This window comes from Clostridium gasigenes (assembly GCF_900104115.1).
Taxonomy (GTDB): Bacteria; Bacillota; Clostridia; order Clostridiales; family Clostridiaceae; genus Clostridium; species Clostridium gasigenes.
Window position 1 is genome coordinate 218,594 of record NZ_FNJM01000005.1, and the last position, 14,597, is coordinate 233,190.

Below are 14,597 nucleotides of genomic sequence, written 5' to 3' on the forward strand. Positions count from 1 at the left end.
TATAATATAAGTTAGTAGTAGAAAGGAGGGTGTTTTTATGGATTTAAAGACATTACTTAACAAAGAGCAGTATGAAGGTGCCACAACTATAGAAGGCCAAGTGCTAATTTTAGCAGGGGCAGGGACTGGTAAAACAAGAGTACTGACATATAGAATGGCACATATGATAGAGGATTTAGGTATAGCACCATATAAAATATTAGCTATTACTTTTACTAATAAAGCATCAAAAGAAATGCAGGAAAGAGTTAAAAGAATAATAGGCGAGAAAGCTGATGATATGTGGATCTCAACTTTCCACTCAACTTGTGTAAGAATACTAAGAAGAGAAATAGAGAAAATAGGCTATAAAAAGAGCTTTAGCATATATGATAGTTCTGACCAAAAAGTACTTGTAAAAGAATGTATGAAGGCTATTGGTATAAATGATAAAGATCTAACAGAACAAGAGATAATAGGAAAAATAAGTAGAGCTAAAGATAGCATGCAAAGCCCAGAAAGCTTTATGAGAGAACATGAAGATAATTTTAGAGAAAAGAAAATTGCAGATGTTTACGCTATGTATCAAAAAAGACTTAAAGAAAATAATGCTTTAGATTTTGATGATTTAATAGGTAAAACTGTTGAGATATTTAAAAAAGATGAAGAAACATTAGAGTTTTACCAAAGAAAGTTCCAATATATTATGGTAGATGAATATCAAGATACTAATGGAGTTCAATATGAGTTCATAAAATTATTATCAGCTAAGCATAAAAATATATGCGTGGTTGGAGATGATGACCAATGTATATATCAATGGAGAGGCGCAGATATTAGAAATATTTTAGACTTTGAAAAAGATTATCCAGAGGCTAAAGTTATAAAACTTGAGCAAAATTATCGTTCAAAGGGAAATATACTTGAAGCGGCTAATGTTCTTATAGTAAATAACTCTAACAGAAAGGGTAAAGAACTTAGAACAGAGCAAGAAGCAGGAGATAAGATAAAAGTTTACAGAGCATATTCAGATAGTGATGAAGGTGACTTTGTAGCGACTAACATAAAAGAAATAAAAGAAGCAGAAGATAGAGATTATAAAGATTTTGCTATTCTTTATAGAACAAATGCACAATCACGTATATTTGAAGAATGTTTAAGAAGAAAAGATATTCCTTATAAAATTGTTGGTGGAACAAGATTCTACGACAGAAAAGAAATTAAGGATATGGTAGCATATCTTAAGGTTATGGTTAATCCAGAAGATAGCATAAGTTTAAAGAGAATTATAAATGTTCCTAAAAGAGGAATAGGTGATGCAACAATTCAAAAAGTAGCAGATTTTGCTCAAGGTTATGAAGTTGCATTGTGGGATGCGCTGTCGGAAGCTGGTAACATACCTACTTTAACAGCTAGAAACTCAGGCGGAATAGGAAAGTTCATGGAGCTTATGGATAATTTCATGGTTTTAAATGAGACTGTACCTCCTTCATTATTAATTGAAACTATATTAAAAGAAACTGGATATATAGAGGAACTTGAAAAATCAAAAGAAATTGAAGATAAGAGTAGAATAGAAAATCTTAAAGAATTAGTGTCTGATGCTGTGGATTTTGAAAAAAATAGTGAAGATAAGAGCTTAAGTGCATATTTAGAAAAAATATCATTAGTTCAAGATACTGATAAAATGGGTGATGAAGATGATGGTATAGTCTTAATGACTGTGCATAGTGCTAAGGGGCTTGAGTTCCCAGTAGTATTCTTAGTTGGAATGGAGAATGGTATATTCCCAGGAAACTCATCTTTTGAAAAACAATCAGAAATGGAAGAGTCAAGAAGGCTTTGTTATGTTGCAGTAACAAGGGCAAAGGAAACTTTATATATTACATCAGCTGAAGTAAGAAGAGTATTTGGGAGAACTGTAGCATATCCTCAATCTGATTTTATTGCTGAAATAAAAACTGATTTAAAGGAATATATAAACGGAAAAGCGGCAGGTACACCTTCAAGAGCTAAGGTGTTTAAACCAAGCGCTCCTGCATACAATCCACATAGTTTAAGAAAAAACTTTGGAGATAACAGAACTTATGCATCAGCAAATCCTCAAGATGTTATAGAAGATGAAGCAGCAGTAGCTGAAAATGAAAATATGTTAACTAAAGAAGAAACCACTATTGGTAGAAAAGTTAGCCATGAAAGATTTGGTATTGGAACTATAGTATCAATCGAAGATGTTAGTAGAGATAAAAAATTAACAATAGCCTTTGATAGACAAGGGGTAAAAATATTGTTATTATCTTTAGCAAACTTAGAATTGATTTAGGTACCTTAAAAAGAATATAAATAATGAGAGTCCTCCGTAAAGGAGGGCTTTAATTATATAGGGGTGGATTTTAGTGGATGAGAAAGCGAAGATAGAACTTCTAGTGGAAGAATTAAATAAATATGCATATGAATATTATTCTTTAGATAATCCTACAGTAACAGATAAAGAATATGATGAAAAATATGATGAACTTAAAGCTTTAGAAAAAGAAAATGAATATGTACTTCCGTACTCACCAACATTAAGAGTTGGTGATAGGATTTTAGAAGGTTTTAATAAATATACTCATAAAGCTAGGCTTTGGAGTTTGGATAAAGCACAAACAATACAGGAAATAGAAGATTGGCATAATAGGAATATCAAATTTGTTAATGAAATGAATTTAAGAGGAGAAGAACTTCCATCTTTGAAATATGTTTTAACTAAAAAATTTGATGGGCTTACGGTAAATCTTACATATGATGAGAATGGAATTCTAGTTACAGCAGCAACTAGAGGGAATGGTGAAACTGGAGAAAATGTTACAGCACAAGTACAAACCATAAAAGCAATACCCCTTAAAATAGCAAGTGGAGATTTATTTGAGATTCATGGTGAAGCTATTATGACAACAGAAGCCTTTGAAAATTATAATAAATCATCGGAATCACCTCTTAAAAATCTAAGAAATGGTGCGGCAGGAGCTTTAAGAAATCTTAATTTAAAAGAAACTGCAAAGAGAAATCTATCAGCATTTTTTTATGATGTAGGATACAAAGAAGGTAATGCATTTAAAACTTATGAAGAAATGCTAGGATTTATTAAACGAAAGGGATTCCCTATGGATGACTATATAAAATATTGCACAACTTTAGAAGAAGTAGAAAAAGAAATAAACTATATTAATGATATAAGGTTTGATTTGAATTATGATATAGATGGAGTAGTTATAGCTATAGATGACATTAAAACAAGAGAACTTTTAGGATACACAGTTAAGTTCCCTAAATGGGCAATTGCCTTTAAGTTTGAAGCTCAAGAAGCTACAACTACGCTTTTAGACGTAGAGTGGAATGTTGGTAGAAGCGGTAGAGTTGGACCAACAGCAATACTAGAACCTGTTGAGCTTGCAGGAGTAACGGTGAGGCGTGCAACTTTGAATAATATTGATGATATTAGAAGAAAGGGAGTAAGGATTGGCGCAGAGGTTCATATACGTAGATCTAACGATGTTATTCCTGAAATAATGGGAGTAGTTAAAGATAGTTTAGAAGATACAGTTGAAATAAATGTCCCTAAAATTTGTCCTGCTTGTGGAAGTCATGTTGTTCAAGATGGAGTTCATTATTTTTGCGAAAACACATTATCTTGTAAGCCGCAAATGGTTAAAAGTATAGTACATTTCGCATCAAGAGAAGCTATGAATATAGTAGGGTTTTCAGAAAAAACAGCAGAACAACTTTTTGAAAAACTTGATATAAAATCTATTTCAAATTTATATAGGTTGCAAACCGAAGATTTATTGCAATTAGAAAAATTTAAAGAAAAAAAGGCTAAGAATATTTTAGAGGCAGTTGAAAAAAGTAAAGAATGTGAGTTGTATAGATTTATTTATGCACTTGGTATTCCAAATGTAGGTGTTAAAACAGCTAAAGATTTAGTTAATACATTTAAATCCCTAGAGGGATTGAAAAATGCTACATTTGATGAATTGGTAGCTGTTCCAGAAGTTGGAGATATAGTTGCAAAAGGTGTAATTGAATTTTTAAAAGAGGAAAAGGTAGTTAATACTATTGATGAGCTATTATCATTAGGAGTGAATCCAAAGTATGAAGAAAAAAAGATAATTTCAAGTCCATTTGAAGGGAAAACAGTAGTAGTAACAGGTACTCTTAAGAGCTATTCAAGAGGAGAAATAAAGAGTAAGCTTGAGATGTTAGGAGCTAAAGTATCTGGAAGTGTAAGTAAGAAAACAGATTATGTGGTAGCTGGAGAAGAAGCGGGCTCTAAATTGATAAAGGCAAATGATCTTGGTGTTAGAGTTTTAACAGAAGAGGAGTTCGAAACTATAGTAAGGGGATAAAAATTATGGGAGAGTTAAAATCAAAAGATATAGTGACAGCCATATGTATGACAGCAGCAATGATAACTAGCGTTATAATAATATGTACTTTTTTGACTACATATCAATTTTTTTATGTAGGACAAATATTTAATTCGTATTATATGTTACAAATGGGAGTATGTATAACTATGATACTTTGGGGAATCAGGTTTCTTTTATATCATAAAGGTAAAGAGAGATATATATACTTTCTTATTTGTATTACAATATCTGTTTCATTAATATTTTTTATTATCAATTTAGTTAATTAAAATATTTAACTAAGAAAGGCTCCATGTTATAAACATGGAGCCTTTTTAGTTGGTCATTTTATAATTAAAAAGAGATAATATCATCTGATTCATCATCAGATGAGTGATTATTAAAAAGTTCATCTTCGTTAATAAGATCATCTACGTCAAATGCATCTTCTGTACTTTTATGTGAAGATGTATATTTAAAATTTAATTGTGAAATACTTTGATAAATTTTATCAAGTAAAAGATTTTGTATTCTTTGGTTTTTATACATTTTATTAAAAGTTATGAATCCCCATATGCTTACAAAAATAAGAGTTCCCATAAAAATTATTGCTATTGAATAGAATATAATTTGAAAAACTTGAACTGCCAATACCATGATATAACCTCCAATGTAAATATAGGGTAATTATATCATATAAATAGTTGTTATAAATAAAAAGTAAAAACTATTTAGAAAAATTAATAAACTTAATTAAGAATAAAGTGATTAGTTAAAAAGTTTGATGGATATAATTAAGAGGATAAAAGCAAAGGAGAGAGTATATGAAAAAAATATTAATTGCAGTGTTATCAGGTATATTAGTAGTAATATTCTTATTAGGCTTTGTTGATATAGCGAATGAAGTTCCAACCCAAAACAAAGAAGTATTTACATATTCAATAACTACAATTCCTAGAGAACTGAAAGCAGTAGGTTCTTTAAATAAGAGAGAACAAGATATAGTATGTGCTACTAGTAGAGGGCTAGTAGAACTTGATAAAGATAGTAAAATAGTACCTTCATTAGCTGAAAGTGTTGATGTAAAAGAAGATGGAATAGAATATGATTTTAAAATAAGAGATAATATTTATTGGAGCAATGGAGAAAAAATAACCGCAAAAGATATAGCTAATTTTTTTAGAGAAGTATTAGCAGAAGAGAAGGAAGAAAATATCACAGCTTTATTAGATGTTTATGGGGCAAAAACTTTTAGAAGTGGAGAAGGAATATTTACTAAAGATGTAGGGATACAAACAGCTGAAGATAGAATTACTATAAGACTTAATAGCAAGAACACAAACTTTTTAAATGAATTAAGTAAACCTCAATACAGAGTAAGAAAAGATCTTGTTTTGTGGGAAGATATTAGTGAGAATTTTAAAAACGTTGTATATTCAGGGGAGTATAGTATAAATTCAATGGACATGAGCGAAATAGTTTTAACAAGAAATAGTAAAGCAGATTTAAATATAGTAGAGGCTATACATATAATAGAGGATGAAGGCGAAGAACTTGCTATGGCTGCTTTTGAGGTTGGAAATAGAGATATAGTAGTAGGGCCTCCTAAAAGCCAGCTGACAAGGTTAGAGGAGGAGGGTAGATTAGTAACTACAAATTCGGATTTAGCAATGTATTTAGCCTTTAACCCTAACGGAAGTTCATTGCCAATGGAGGGGAAAAAGGAAATATACTCATTGATAAATAAAGCAATAGGAGAATATCAACTTCAAAATAACATTTTATTAGAACTCGCAGAAGGAAGTTATTTTAGGGATGATAAAGATGACCTTGCAAAGTTGCAGGCAAGAAAGGTAATGAGCAATACAGAAACAAAATGGAAAAAAGTTGAAGAAATTGTGTTAATTGCAGAAGAAAGTGCTGGGAACAAGGAGCTATGTAACTTTTTAACTCAGTGGTTTATAGATAACTCTGAAATTTCATTAACTTATAAGTTAATAAATAAGTCTGAACTAGGTAATTTGCATAATGAGAATTATTATAATGTTGCATTAATACAATGTGAAGCATCCTTAAATAATAAAAAAATATTATATGATAAGGTAATAAACTTTTTACCAAAGGATTATAGCAAAAATTTAGAAGATGTTAAAAAAGAAGAAGAGAAGAATACTATGTTTACAAGTATGGAAGAGAACCTGTTTAATACATATTCAGTATTGCCATTATTATTTTATAATGAAAACATAGCTATAAGTGAAAAGATAAAAAATGTAGCTTTGGATGGAAATGGGAATATATATTTTGATAGACTAGAGAAATAATATAGGCAAATATTTTTTAGAAAATATAAAAATGATTATACTTATTAAAAAAAATGTTGCTTATAGTGAAAGACCGGAAGTGAAACTCCGGTCTTTTTAATATTTAACTTAAATTATGAATCTTAAAAATGTTAAATTTTTATTTCAGTTATTTCAGTTGTATCAGTTGTATCAGTTGTATCAGTTGTATCTGTTGATGGTAAGTTAACAGTATCATAAACAGATGCGTTTATAACTAGTGTTGGTGGTTCAACTGTGTCCTCGCAACCTGTTTCGCAATCCGATGGAATATAAGGCAACTCAGGTTCTGAGGTATCTATATTACTAGGATTAGTGAAAGTTGGTTGAAGGTTAGAGTCTAAGCTACTATTATCTAATATGCTTAAAGAGGTTTCTGAAATAAAATCATCTTTAAATAAAAGAATAAATAAATAAAAACTAAACATATTTCTATAACTATCGAAAGAAGAACTATTTATATCGAAAGAATTCTTCTTTTTTGAATAGGTAATGGTTTTATTAAATATAGGAGCCACACCGGAACTGATAGGTGAAGAGAAATTAGGCATTCTAAAATAGCTCTCATCTAACATATCAGTGGAATTTAGAGTTAAGCCTCTATATCGTTCACAGTCATCTAGTGTGGGTGCATCTGGCCAACTAGGAACAAGTCCGGAACCTATATAATATTTTCTATATAAAGAAGAGATCATATTTTTATAATCGTTATAACAATTATTTTCATTAGCGAATATTATAAATGATAAAAAATAAAAATTTACATCAAGGCAAGAGTATTTTATATCTTTCTTACCAGATAATTTAATGAATATTTCCGTATCTTCATCATAAAGAGTAGTAAGTTTATTTATTATTTCTTTAGATTTTTCATTGAAACTAATCATTTTAGTATGTTTATAAGATAAGACTAAGTTGATTACAAATAAAGAAGTAAAATCTAAGGAATCAACATAATAATCTTTTTCATCAAATTTGTTAATTAAGAAATCAGTTAAATCAATAATAAGAGTTTGAGTTTTGCTATCTTTAGAGTATTTGTAGAAGAGGTTAATAGCTAATAAGGTTTTACAAATTTCTTCGAAAGAACATTCATAAATTTTTTCTTTGAAATTTAAAAACATTTCAAGAATTTCTAAAGAAAACTTGTTATATTCTTCAGCTATGTCCTCATCAGGAAACTTTTTTGAATATAAGTAATAAGAAACCATCATAAAGGCTTGGTCAGAAAATTTGAATTTTTTGCTTTTATCTACTAGGTTAAAACCTTTATAATTATTTTCTAAAAGGTTTTTCTTGTCTATAAATACACCTTCAGGATTTCTTAAGTTAACAGAATAGAATTTTAGCTGATCGCGAGATAGCTTTCTATAAACTTCTGATAGACAATAAAAATTAGAATCTATATCTTTAAAACTATCATAGTAATCAATTAATTCTAAAATACATAATGTCATCATGGCATTAGTTGTTGGGCATATTTCTTTCCTAAAAGTATCTTCATCAAAACCGTTGGAATTTTTGTTGTGGATATAGTTTGGTGATGATTTCTTATACATACATAATAGTGGAGAAAAATTTCCAATTGTGGTAACATCAATGGAGGGAGAAAGTTTCTTATATGATTTTATTGAAGAAACTAATCCGCATTTTGATTCAAGGACCAATGTCCTTACAGCTTCTTTTGATAAATGAAAAAGTTGACCGTTAATTTCTTTTTGGGATAAACTATTCATTCTAAAAAATGGTCCAATATATCGCAATTTATTCACCTCTTAAATAATCCGTATATTAATAATATGATTTAATAGATGAAATAGTGCATGAAATTTAATAATAAGATATTTTCAATAAAAGAATTAGAATAAATACATTTTAATACTATATACAGTATTTATTTTAATGCCTAAAGTAAAATGGAGGAAATATAATGAGGATAGATGGAAGAAAAAATGAGCAAGTAAGAAGTACTAAAATAACTAGAAACTATACAAAATATGCAGAAGGATCAGTTTTGATTGAAGTTGGAGATACAAAGGTAATTTGTACTGCATCAATAGAAAATAAAGTTCCACCATTTTTAAAAGGGTTAGGAGAAGGGTGGATAACTGCTGAATACAATATGTTGCCAAGGGCAACTGGAAATAGAAAACCAAGAGATATATCAAGGTTAAAGTTAGATGGTAGAACAATGGAAATACAAAGATTAATAGGAAGATCATTAAGATCTGTAATTGATTTAAAAGCACTAGGGGAAAGAACTATATGGATAGATTGTGATGTTATACAAGCTGATGGTGGAACAAGAACGGCATCTGTTACAGGAGCTTTTGTGGCGCTTATTGATGCTGTTAATAAGCTGCATAAGAAAAAACCATTTAAAGTTTATCCTGTAAGAAATTTTGTAAGTGCAACAAGTGTTGGTATAGTTGGAGACCAAAAGGTCATAGATCTATGTTATGAAGAAGATTCTAAGGCTAAGGTAGATATGAATGTTGTAGGTACGGATGAGGGTGAATTTATAGAAGTGCAAGGAACAGGTGAAGAATGTCCCTTTAAAAGAAGTGAGCTTAATGAATTATTAGATTTAGCCGAAAAGGGAATAAAACAAATGGTACAACTGCAAAAAGATTCTCTAAAAATGGATGCACTTTGGATTGGAACGGGGGAGAGTAAAAAATAATGAAAAAATTAATTATAGCAAGCAATAATAAAGGCAAAATTAAAGAAATTAAAGAAATATTAGTTGGATTACCTTTGGAGGTAGTTTCATTAAATGATGAGAATATTAATATAGATGTAGTTGAAGATGGCATAACATTTGCTGAGAATGCTAAGAAGAAGGCTATGGAAATTTATGATTACCTTTTAAATAGAGGTGATAAAGATTTTCTTGTAATGGCAGATGATTCAGGTATAGAGGTGGATCATTTAAATGGGGCACCAGGTGTTTATTCTGCAAGATATGCGGGTGAACATGGTGATGACGATAAGAACAATGAGAAATTATTAGCAAATCTTAAAGGCGTCCGTTGGGAAAACAGAGGTGCTAGGTTTGTATGTCAATTAGCAGTAGTAGATGACAAGAAAATGTATAAAAGTGTGACTGGATATGTAGAAGGTCATATAATGGAAGAGATTAATGGAAGTGATGGATTTGGATATGATCCATTATTTTATTGTGATGAATTAAAGACCTCTTTTGGAGAAGCTAAATCAAGTGAAAAAAATTTAGTATCTCATAGAGGAAGAGCTTTAGTAAAATTTAAAATTTTAATTAGAGAGTTTTTGTAGGAGGAAAATTATGAAAATAGCAGTAATAAGTGATTCGCATAATGTTAATAGTGCAATACAGGCTGTAAAACCTTATATAAGTGATGTAGATATAGTTTTGCATCTAGGAGATGGTGCGGCTGATATAAAGGAGATTACAATGGGTTTTAAGGGCGAAGTTTATGGGGTTAAAGGAAATTGTGATTTCTGTGAAGGATATCCAAATGAGAAGATAATAAAAGTTCTAGATAAAAAGATATTAATGTGTCATGGACATATTTATAATGTTAAAATGGAACTGAATACTATAATGTGTAGAGGAAAAGAATTGGGCGTAGATATAATTTTATTTGGGCATTCTCATTTATGTATTATAGAAAAACAAGATGGATTATTACTTATGAATCCTGGAAGTATATTTAGGGGTGCTGGTATTATTCGTAGAAGTTTAGGTTATTTAGAAATTGAAGAGGGGAAAGAGGTAGTATCTTATATAAAGGAAATAAAGTAGATAAATACATACACCTATTAAAAACCGACAAATAATTAAATTAGCTTAATATAGCTTTGATTTATGACATGATATATATTAAAATTCAAAAAAGGTGTTGACGAATTTGCTTTCATATTGTAGAATAAATCTTGTCGCTGTGAGAAACAGCTAGTTAATAAAAAACATAAAGACTCTCCGGGGTGTGGCGCAGATGGGAGCGTGCGTGGTTTGGGACCATGAGGCCGCAGGTTCAATCCCTGTCACCCCGACCAATTTTAAAAAACACTTAATATGCGGATGTTGCATAGTGGTAGTGCTTCAGCCTTCCAAGCTGATAGTGCGGGTCCGATTCCCGCCATCCGCTCCATTTTAAAACAAGTTTTGAAAATTTGTTGACAATTGGAGATAAATAAATTATAATAATAAAAGTTCTGAAAAAAATATGCGTTTTTAGCTCAGCTGGATAGAGCAATGCCCTTCTAAGGCATGGGCCAGGAGTTCAAATCTCTTAAGACGCACCAATTCGGGGTGTGGCGCAGATGGGAGCGTGCGTGGTTTGGGACCATGAGGCCGCAGGTTCAATCCCTGTCACCCCGACCAATTTTTAAAAAACACTTAATATGCGGATGTTGCATAGTGGTAGTGCTTCAGCCTTCCAAGCTGATAGTGCGGGTCCGATTCCCGCCATCCGCTCCATTAAAACATAATATCAAATATATTGTTTTAACAATATGCGTTTTTAGCTCAGCTGGATAGAGCAATGCCCTTCTAAGGCATGGGCCAGGAGTTCAAATCTCTTAAGACGCACCATATGGTGGACGTAGTTCAGTTGGTAGAGCGCCAGTTTGTGGTTCTGGTTGTCGTGGGTTCGACCCCCATCGTTCACCCCATTAATGGGATATCGCCAAGCGGTAAGGCATCGCACTTTGACTGCGATATGCGTAGGTTCAAATCCTGCTATCCCAGCCAATTTTGGTTCACTAGCTCAGTTGGTAGAGCACTTGACTTTTAATCAAGGTGTCCCGGGTTCGATTCCCGGGTGAGCCACCATTTATATATGCAGATGTGGCGGAATTGGCAGACGCACTAGACTTAGGATCTAGCGCCTTCGGGTGTATGGGTTCAACTCCCTTCATCTGCACCATATATAAATTATAAGGAAACTCATTATAAATGAGTAAATTCAATTTAATAAGTGAAAAAAGAATTTTATTTGCGCGGAAGTGGCTCAATGGTAGAGCGTCACCTTGCCAAGGTGAATGTTGCGAGTTCGAGTCTCGTCTTTCGCTCCAATCTCAATTAAAGTTAATACTTTAATTGCAACATGCGGATGTTGCATAGTGGTAGTGCTTCAGCCTTCCAAGCTGATAGTGCGGGTCCGATTCCCGCCATCCGCTCCATTAAAACATATTGTTTTAAAAAATAACGTGCGGCTTTAGCTCAGCTGGATAGAGCAATGCCCTTCTAAGGCATGGGCCAGGAGTTCAAATCTCTTAAGCCGCACCAAATATGCATTATTAGCTCAGTTGGTAGAGCACCTGACTCTTAATCAGGGTGTCCCGGGTTCGATCCCCTGATAATGCACCATATGGTGGACGTAGTTCAGTTGGTAGAGCGCCAGTTTGTGGTTCTGGTTGTCGTGGGTTCGACCCCCATCGTTCACCCCATTAATGGGATATCGCCAAGCGGTAAGGCATCGCACTTTGACTGCGATATGCGTAGGTTCAAATCCTGCTATCCCAGCCAATTTTGGTTCACTAGCTCAGTTGGTAGAGCACTTGACTTTTAATCAAGGTGTCCCGGGTTCGATTCCCGGGTGAGCCACCATTTATATATGCAGATGTGGCGGAATTGGCAGACGCACTAGACTTAGGATCTAGCGCCTTCGGGTGTATGGGTTCAACTCCCTTCATCTGCACCATATATAAATATAAGAAAACTCAGTAAAACTGAGTAAATTATATATGCTAAATCATAGATTTAGAATATTATTTACGCGGAAGTGGCTCAATGGTAGAGCGTCACCTTGCCAAGGTGAATGTTGCGAGTTCGAGTCTCGTCTTTCGCTCCAAATTGCAATTGAAGTTAATTCTTTATTGCTACATGCGGATGTTGCATAGTGGTAGTGCTTCAGCCTTCCAAGCTGATAGTGCGGGTCCGATTCCCGCCATCCGCTCCAAAACAAAAAAAGGACAACTATTTTATAGTTGTCCTTTTATTTTACGGAAAAATTATATTTATCCACAAAAAAAGTGATTTAAACAATACTTATCCACAGTAATTATATGTTTAAGTCACAAAATGTTGATAAAATTCAGAATAATCGCAAATAACTGTGGATTAAGAATATTTTATGGGGATAACTTTTTTTAAAAGAAAAAATAAAAAGGAGTAGATAAAATGATTCTTGAGGCGTGTACAGGAGCTTATATGGAAGTGGTAAAGGCTGTTAATAATGGAGCGAATAGAATTGAGCTGTGTGGTAATTTAGGAGAGGGTGGAACAACACCAAGTTATGGAATAATAAAAAAGACTATAGAAACTATAAATTTACCTATAAATATTATTATTAGACCTCGTGGTGGAAATTTTATATATAATAAAGAAGAAAAAGAAATAATGTTTACGGATATAGAAATGTGCAAGTCCTTAGGGGCAAGCGGATTAGTAATTGGATCTTTGACATATGATAAGAAAGTTGATGTTGAATTTATTTCTAAAGCAAAGGTATTAGCAGGAGGATTAAATATTACTTTTCATATGGCATTTGATGAAATTGAAAATAAGAAAGAAGCTATAGATATTTTAGTGGATCTTAAAATAGATAGAATACTTACTAAAGGTGGAACAGTTTCAGCATTAGAGAATTTAGAATCGCTTAAAGAGTTAATAGGATATGCTGATAATAGAATAATTTTAATACCAGGTGCAGGAATTAATGAAAATAATAGAGATATGGTTATAGAAGTAACTGGAGCAAAAGAAATACATGGAACTAAGATTGTTGGAAATCTAAAATAAATATAAAAAGGAGTTTGTGATTAATTTTACAAACTCCTTTCTTATTTTATAGTAGAAAATTTTTGAAAGTTCATTAGGTCTTTGTATGGTGCACCTAGAGGGATTCGAACCCCCGACCTGTGGATTCGAAGTCCAACGCTCTATCCAACTGAGCTATAGATGCATAATTTAATACCTAGTTTATTATAAATCTTTATGCGACTTTTTGCTATCTTTTTTTTTAGGTTATAAAATAAACTATATTATAGGTACATTAAAATGAGAAGAGAACTGTATTAAATATAAAAGGTTACTACTTATTGTTTAGAGAATCTCCTTTAAGTGTTGTTACAATTTTTATAGGTTAAATTTCATCTTTAAAAATATTTATTTCAGCTTTTGCAAGATAGTTATTTAATTAAAAACCTTATTTCTAGTATAAATAGTATTTAATATACAATAGATGATAGCATATTATTAAAATAATATGTAAATATGATAGACTATAATATGTTAATAAATAGAATATACTATTATATTTTCAATAAAATAGTATATTAATATCCTTAAACATTACCTGGTGTATCAATAGTAGTAAAACGTATTAAAATGCGTAATAAGAGGAGCATTATCATGATAATCTTAAAAAAATACTATATATTGAAAAGTTATAATTAAAACCTATGATAGAATAGTCATTGTGCTTGAGAGCGACAAGAAAATACATTAAGAATCTTAAAAAAGTAAATTATAAAATTTATTGACAAGAAATTCTTAAGGTGGTAAGATAAAGAAGTCGCTTGAGTGGCAAGATCTTTGAAAATTGAACAGATAATTAAAGTTAAGTAATAATAACCAGCAATTCTTTTTGAGAGTCAGCGAATAAAGGAAACTTAGCTCGAAAGAGATAAGGAGTACTACAAGATTAAACTTTTTAGTGAGAGTTTGATCCTGGCTCAGGACGAACGCTGGCGGCGTGCCTAACACATGCAAGTCGAGCGAGAGGAGTTCTTCGGAACAAATCTAGCGGCGGACGGGTGAGTAACACGTGGGCAACCTACCTTATAGAGGGGAATAGCCTTTCGAAAGGAAGATTAATACCGCATAACATTGCAGTTT

At 31.8% G+C, this 14,597-nt stretch carries 10 protein-coding genes, 21 tRNA genes and 1 rRNA gene; 29 read left to right on the plus strand and 3 right to left on the minus strand.

What is annotated here, in order from left to right; all coding sequences use genetic code 11:
- Nucleotides 1-37: 37 nt before the first annotated feature.
- The 3 genes from pcrA (at nucleotide 38) to BLS77_RS11005 (ending at nucleotide 4,660) form a co-directional block, all read left to right on the plus strand.
- On the plus strand, nucleotides 38-2,302 hold the full coding sequence (gene pcrA / locus BLS77_RS10995; RefSeq protein WP_089969515.1) for a DNA helicase PcrA: 2,265 nt from the start codon (nucleotides 38-40) through the stop codon (nucleotides 2,300-2,302).
- Nucleotides 2,303-2,375: 73 nt separating this feature from the next.
- Nucleotides 2,376-4,367 carry an NAD-dependent DNA ligase LigA gene (gene ligA / locus BLS77_RS11000; RefSeq protein ID WP_089969517.1) on the plus strand — a complete coding sequence of 664 codons (1,992 nt, stop codon included), beginning with the start codon at nucleotides 2,376-2,378 and terminating at the stop codon, nucleotides 4,365-4,367.
- A 5-nt stretch (nucleotides 4,368-4,372) separates the two neighbouring features.
- Nucleotides 4,373-4,660, plus strand: a complete 288-nt coding sequence (locus BLS77_RS11005) for a hypothetical protein (RefSeq protein WP_175490836.1) — start codon at nucleotides 4,373-4,375, stop codon at nucleotides 4,658-4,660.
- A gap of 64 nt (nucleotides 4,661-4,724) precedes the next feature.
- On the opposite strand, the gene BLS77_RS11010 is transcribed toward BLS77_RS11005, so the two are convergent.
- The gene (locus tag BLS77_RS11010) at nucleotides 4,725-5,027 is read right to left on the minus strand and encodes a hypothetical protein (RefSeq protein WP_089969520.1); all 303 of its coding nucleotides are present in this window, start codon (nucleotides 5,025-5,027) and stop codon (nucleotides 4,725-4,727) included.
- A 167-nt stretch (nucleotides 5,028-5,194) separates the two neighbouring features.
- Here BLS77_RS11010 and BLS77_RS11015 point away from each other — a divergent pair, with 167 nt between their 5' ends.
- Entirely contained in the window at nucleotides 5,195-6,694 is a 1,500-nt protein-coding gene (locus tag BLS77_RS11015) for an ABC transporter substrate-binding protein (protein ID WP_089969522.1), read from the plus strand.
- Nucleotides 6,695-6,825: 131 nt separating this feature from the next.
- Here BLS77_RS11015 and BLS77_RS11020 read toward each other — a convergent pair whose 3' ends face one another.
- Nucleotides 6,826-8,448, minus strand: a complete 1,623-nt coding sequence (locus tag BLS77_RS11020; RefSeq protein ID WP_242873971.1) for a hypothetical protein — start codon at nucleotides 8,446-8,448, stop codon at nucleotides 6,826-6,828.
- A 194-nt stretch (nucleotides 8,449-8,642) separates the two neighbouring features.
- Between BLS77_RS11020 and rph the strand changes: the two genes are divergently transcribed.
- From rph to BLS77_RS11140, 24 genes are all read left to right on the plus strand, one after another.
- Complete coding sequence (gene rph / locus BLS77_RS11025) at nucleotides 8,643-9,395, plus strand: ribonuclease PH (protein WP_089969525.1); 753 nt, start codon at nucleotides 8,643-8,645, stop codon at nucleotides 9,393-9,395.
- Nucleotides 9,395-10,006, plus strand: coding sequence for an RdgB/HAM1 family non-canonical purine NTP pyrophosphatase (rdgB, locus tag BLS77_RS11030; protein ID WP_089969528.1), 612 nt, complete (start codon nucleotides 9,395-9,397; stop codon nucleotides 10,004-10,006). The genes rph and rdgB overlap by 1 nt, the downstream gene beginning before the upstream one ends.
- Before the next feature lie 10 nt (nucleotides 10,007-10,016).
- Entirely contained in the window at nucleotides 10,017-10,496 is a 480-nt protein-coding gene (locus BLS77_RS11035) for a YfcE family phosphodiesterase (protein ID WP_089969531.1), read from the plus strand.
- Between the two features lie 178 nt (nucleotides 10,497-10,674).
- Nucleotides 10,675-10,750 (plus strand) — tRNA-Pro (locus BLS77_RS11040).
- Nucleotides 10,751-10,771: 21 nt separating this feature from the next.
- Nucleotides 10,772-10,845 (plus strand) — tRNA-Gly (locus tag BLS77_RS11045).
- Between the two features lie 77 nt (nucleotides 10,846-10,922).
- Nucleotides 10,923-10,999: transfer RNA gene (locus BLS77_RS11050), tRNA-Arg, on the plus strand.
- Nucleotides 11,000-11,002: 3 nt separating this feature from the next.
- Nucleotides 11,003-11,078: transfer RNA gene (locus BLS77_RS11055), tRNA-Pro, on the plus strand.
- Between the two features lie 22 nt (nucleotides 11,079-11,100).
- Nucleotides 11,101-11,174 (plus strand) — tRNA-Gly (locus BLS77_RS11060).
- A 37-nt stretch (nucleotides 11,175-11,211) separates the two neighbouring features.
- A tRNA-Arg gene (locus BLS77_RS11065) sits at nucleotides 11,212-11,288 on the plus strand.
- Nucleotides 11,289-11,292: 4 nt separating this feature from the next.
- Nucleotides 11,293-11,368, plus strand: a tRNA-His gene (locus BLS77_RS11070).
- A gap of 4 nt (nucleotides 11,369-11,372) precedes the next feature.
- A tRNA-Gln gene (locus tag BLS77_RS11075) sits at nucleotides 11,373-11,447 on the plus strand.
- Between the two features lie 5 nt (nucleotides 11,448-11,452).
- Nucleotides 11,453-11,528 (plus strand) — tRNA-Lys (locus BLS77_RS11080).
- A 9-nt stretch (nucleotides 11,529-11,537) separates the two neighbouring features.
- Nucleotides 11,538-11,622: transfer RNA gene (locus BLS77_RS11085), tRNA-Leu, on the plus strand.
- A 73-nt stretch (nucleotides 11,623-11,695) separates the two neighbouring features.
- A tRNA-Gly gene (locus tag BLS77_RS11090) sits at nucleotides 11,696-11,770 on the plus strand.
- A gap of 34 nt (nucleotides 11,771-11,804) precedes the next feature.
- Nucleotides 11,805-11,878, plus strand: a tRNA-Gly gene (locus BLS77_RS11095).
- A gap of 29 nt (nucleotides 11,879-11,907) precedes the next feature.
- Nucleotides 11,908-11,984, plus strand: a tRNA-Arg gene (locus BLS77_RS11100).
- A gap of 5 nt (nucleotides 11,985-11,989) precedes the next feature.
- A tRNA-Lys gene (locus BLS77_RS11105) sits at nucleotides 11,990-12,065 on the plus strand.
- Nucleotides 12,066-12,069: 4 nt separating this feature from the next.
- Nucleotides 12,070-12,145: transfer RNA gene (locus BLS77_RS11110), tRNA-His, on the plus strand.
- 4 nt (nucleotides 12,146-12,149) lie between these two features.
- Nucleotides 12,150-12,224, plus strand: a tRNA-Gln gene (locus tag BLS77_RS11115).
- 5 nt (nucleotides 12,225-12,229) lie between these two features.
- Nucleotides 12,230-12,305 (plus strand) — tRNA-Lys (locus BLS77_RS11120).
- A gap of 9 nt (nucleotides 12,306-12,314) precedes the next feature.
- Nucleotides 12,315-12,399: transfer RNA gene (locus BLS77_RS11125), tRNA-Leu, on the plus strand.
- A gap of 75 nt (nucleotides 12,400-12,474) precedes the next feature.
- Nucleotides 12,475-12,549 (plus strand) — tRNA-Gly (locus BLS77_RS11130).
- Between the two features lie 34 nt (nucleotides 12,550-12,583).
- Nucleotides 12,584-12,657: transfer RNA gene (locus tag BLS77_RS11135), tRNA-Gly, on the plus strand.
- A 221-nt stretch (nucleotides 12,658-12,878) separates the two neighbouring features.
- Nucleotides 12,879-13,499, plus strand: coding sequence for a copper homeostasis protein CutC (locus tag BLS77_RS11140; RefSeq protein WP_089969533.1), 621 nt, complete (start codon nucleotides 12,879-12,881; stop codon nucleotides 13,497-13,499).
- An 86-nt stretch (nucleotides 13,500-13,585) separates the two neighbouring features.
- Here BLS77_RS11140 and BLS77_RS11145 read toward each other — a convergent pair.
- A tRNA-Arg gene (locus tag BLS77_RS11145) sits at nucleotides 13,586-13,662 on the minus strand.
- Nucleotides 13,663-14,411: 749 nt separating this feature from the next.
- Here BLS77_RS11145 and BLS77_RS11150 point away from each other — a divergent pair.
- A 16S ribosomal RNA gene (locus BLS77_RS11150) occupies nucleotides 14,412-14,597 on the plus strand; the annotation flags it as partial.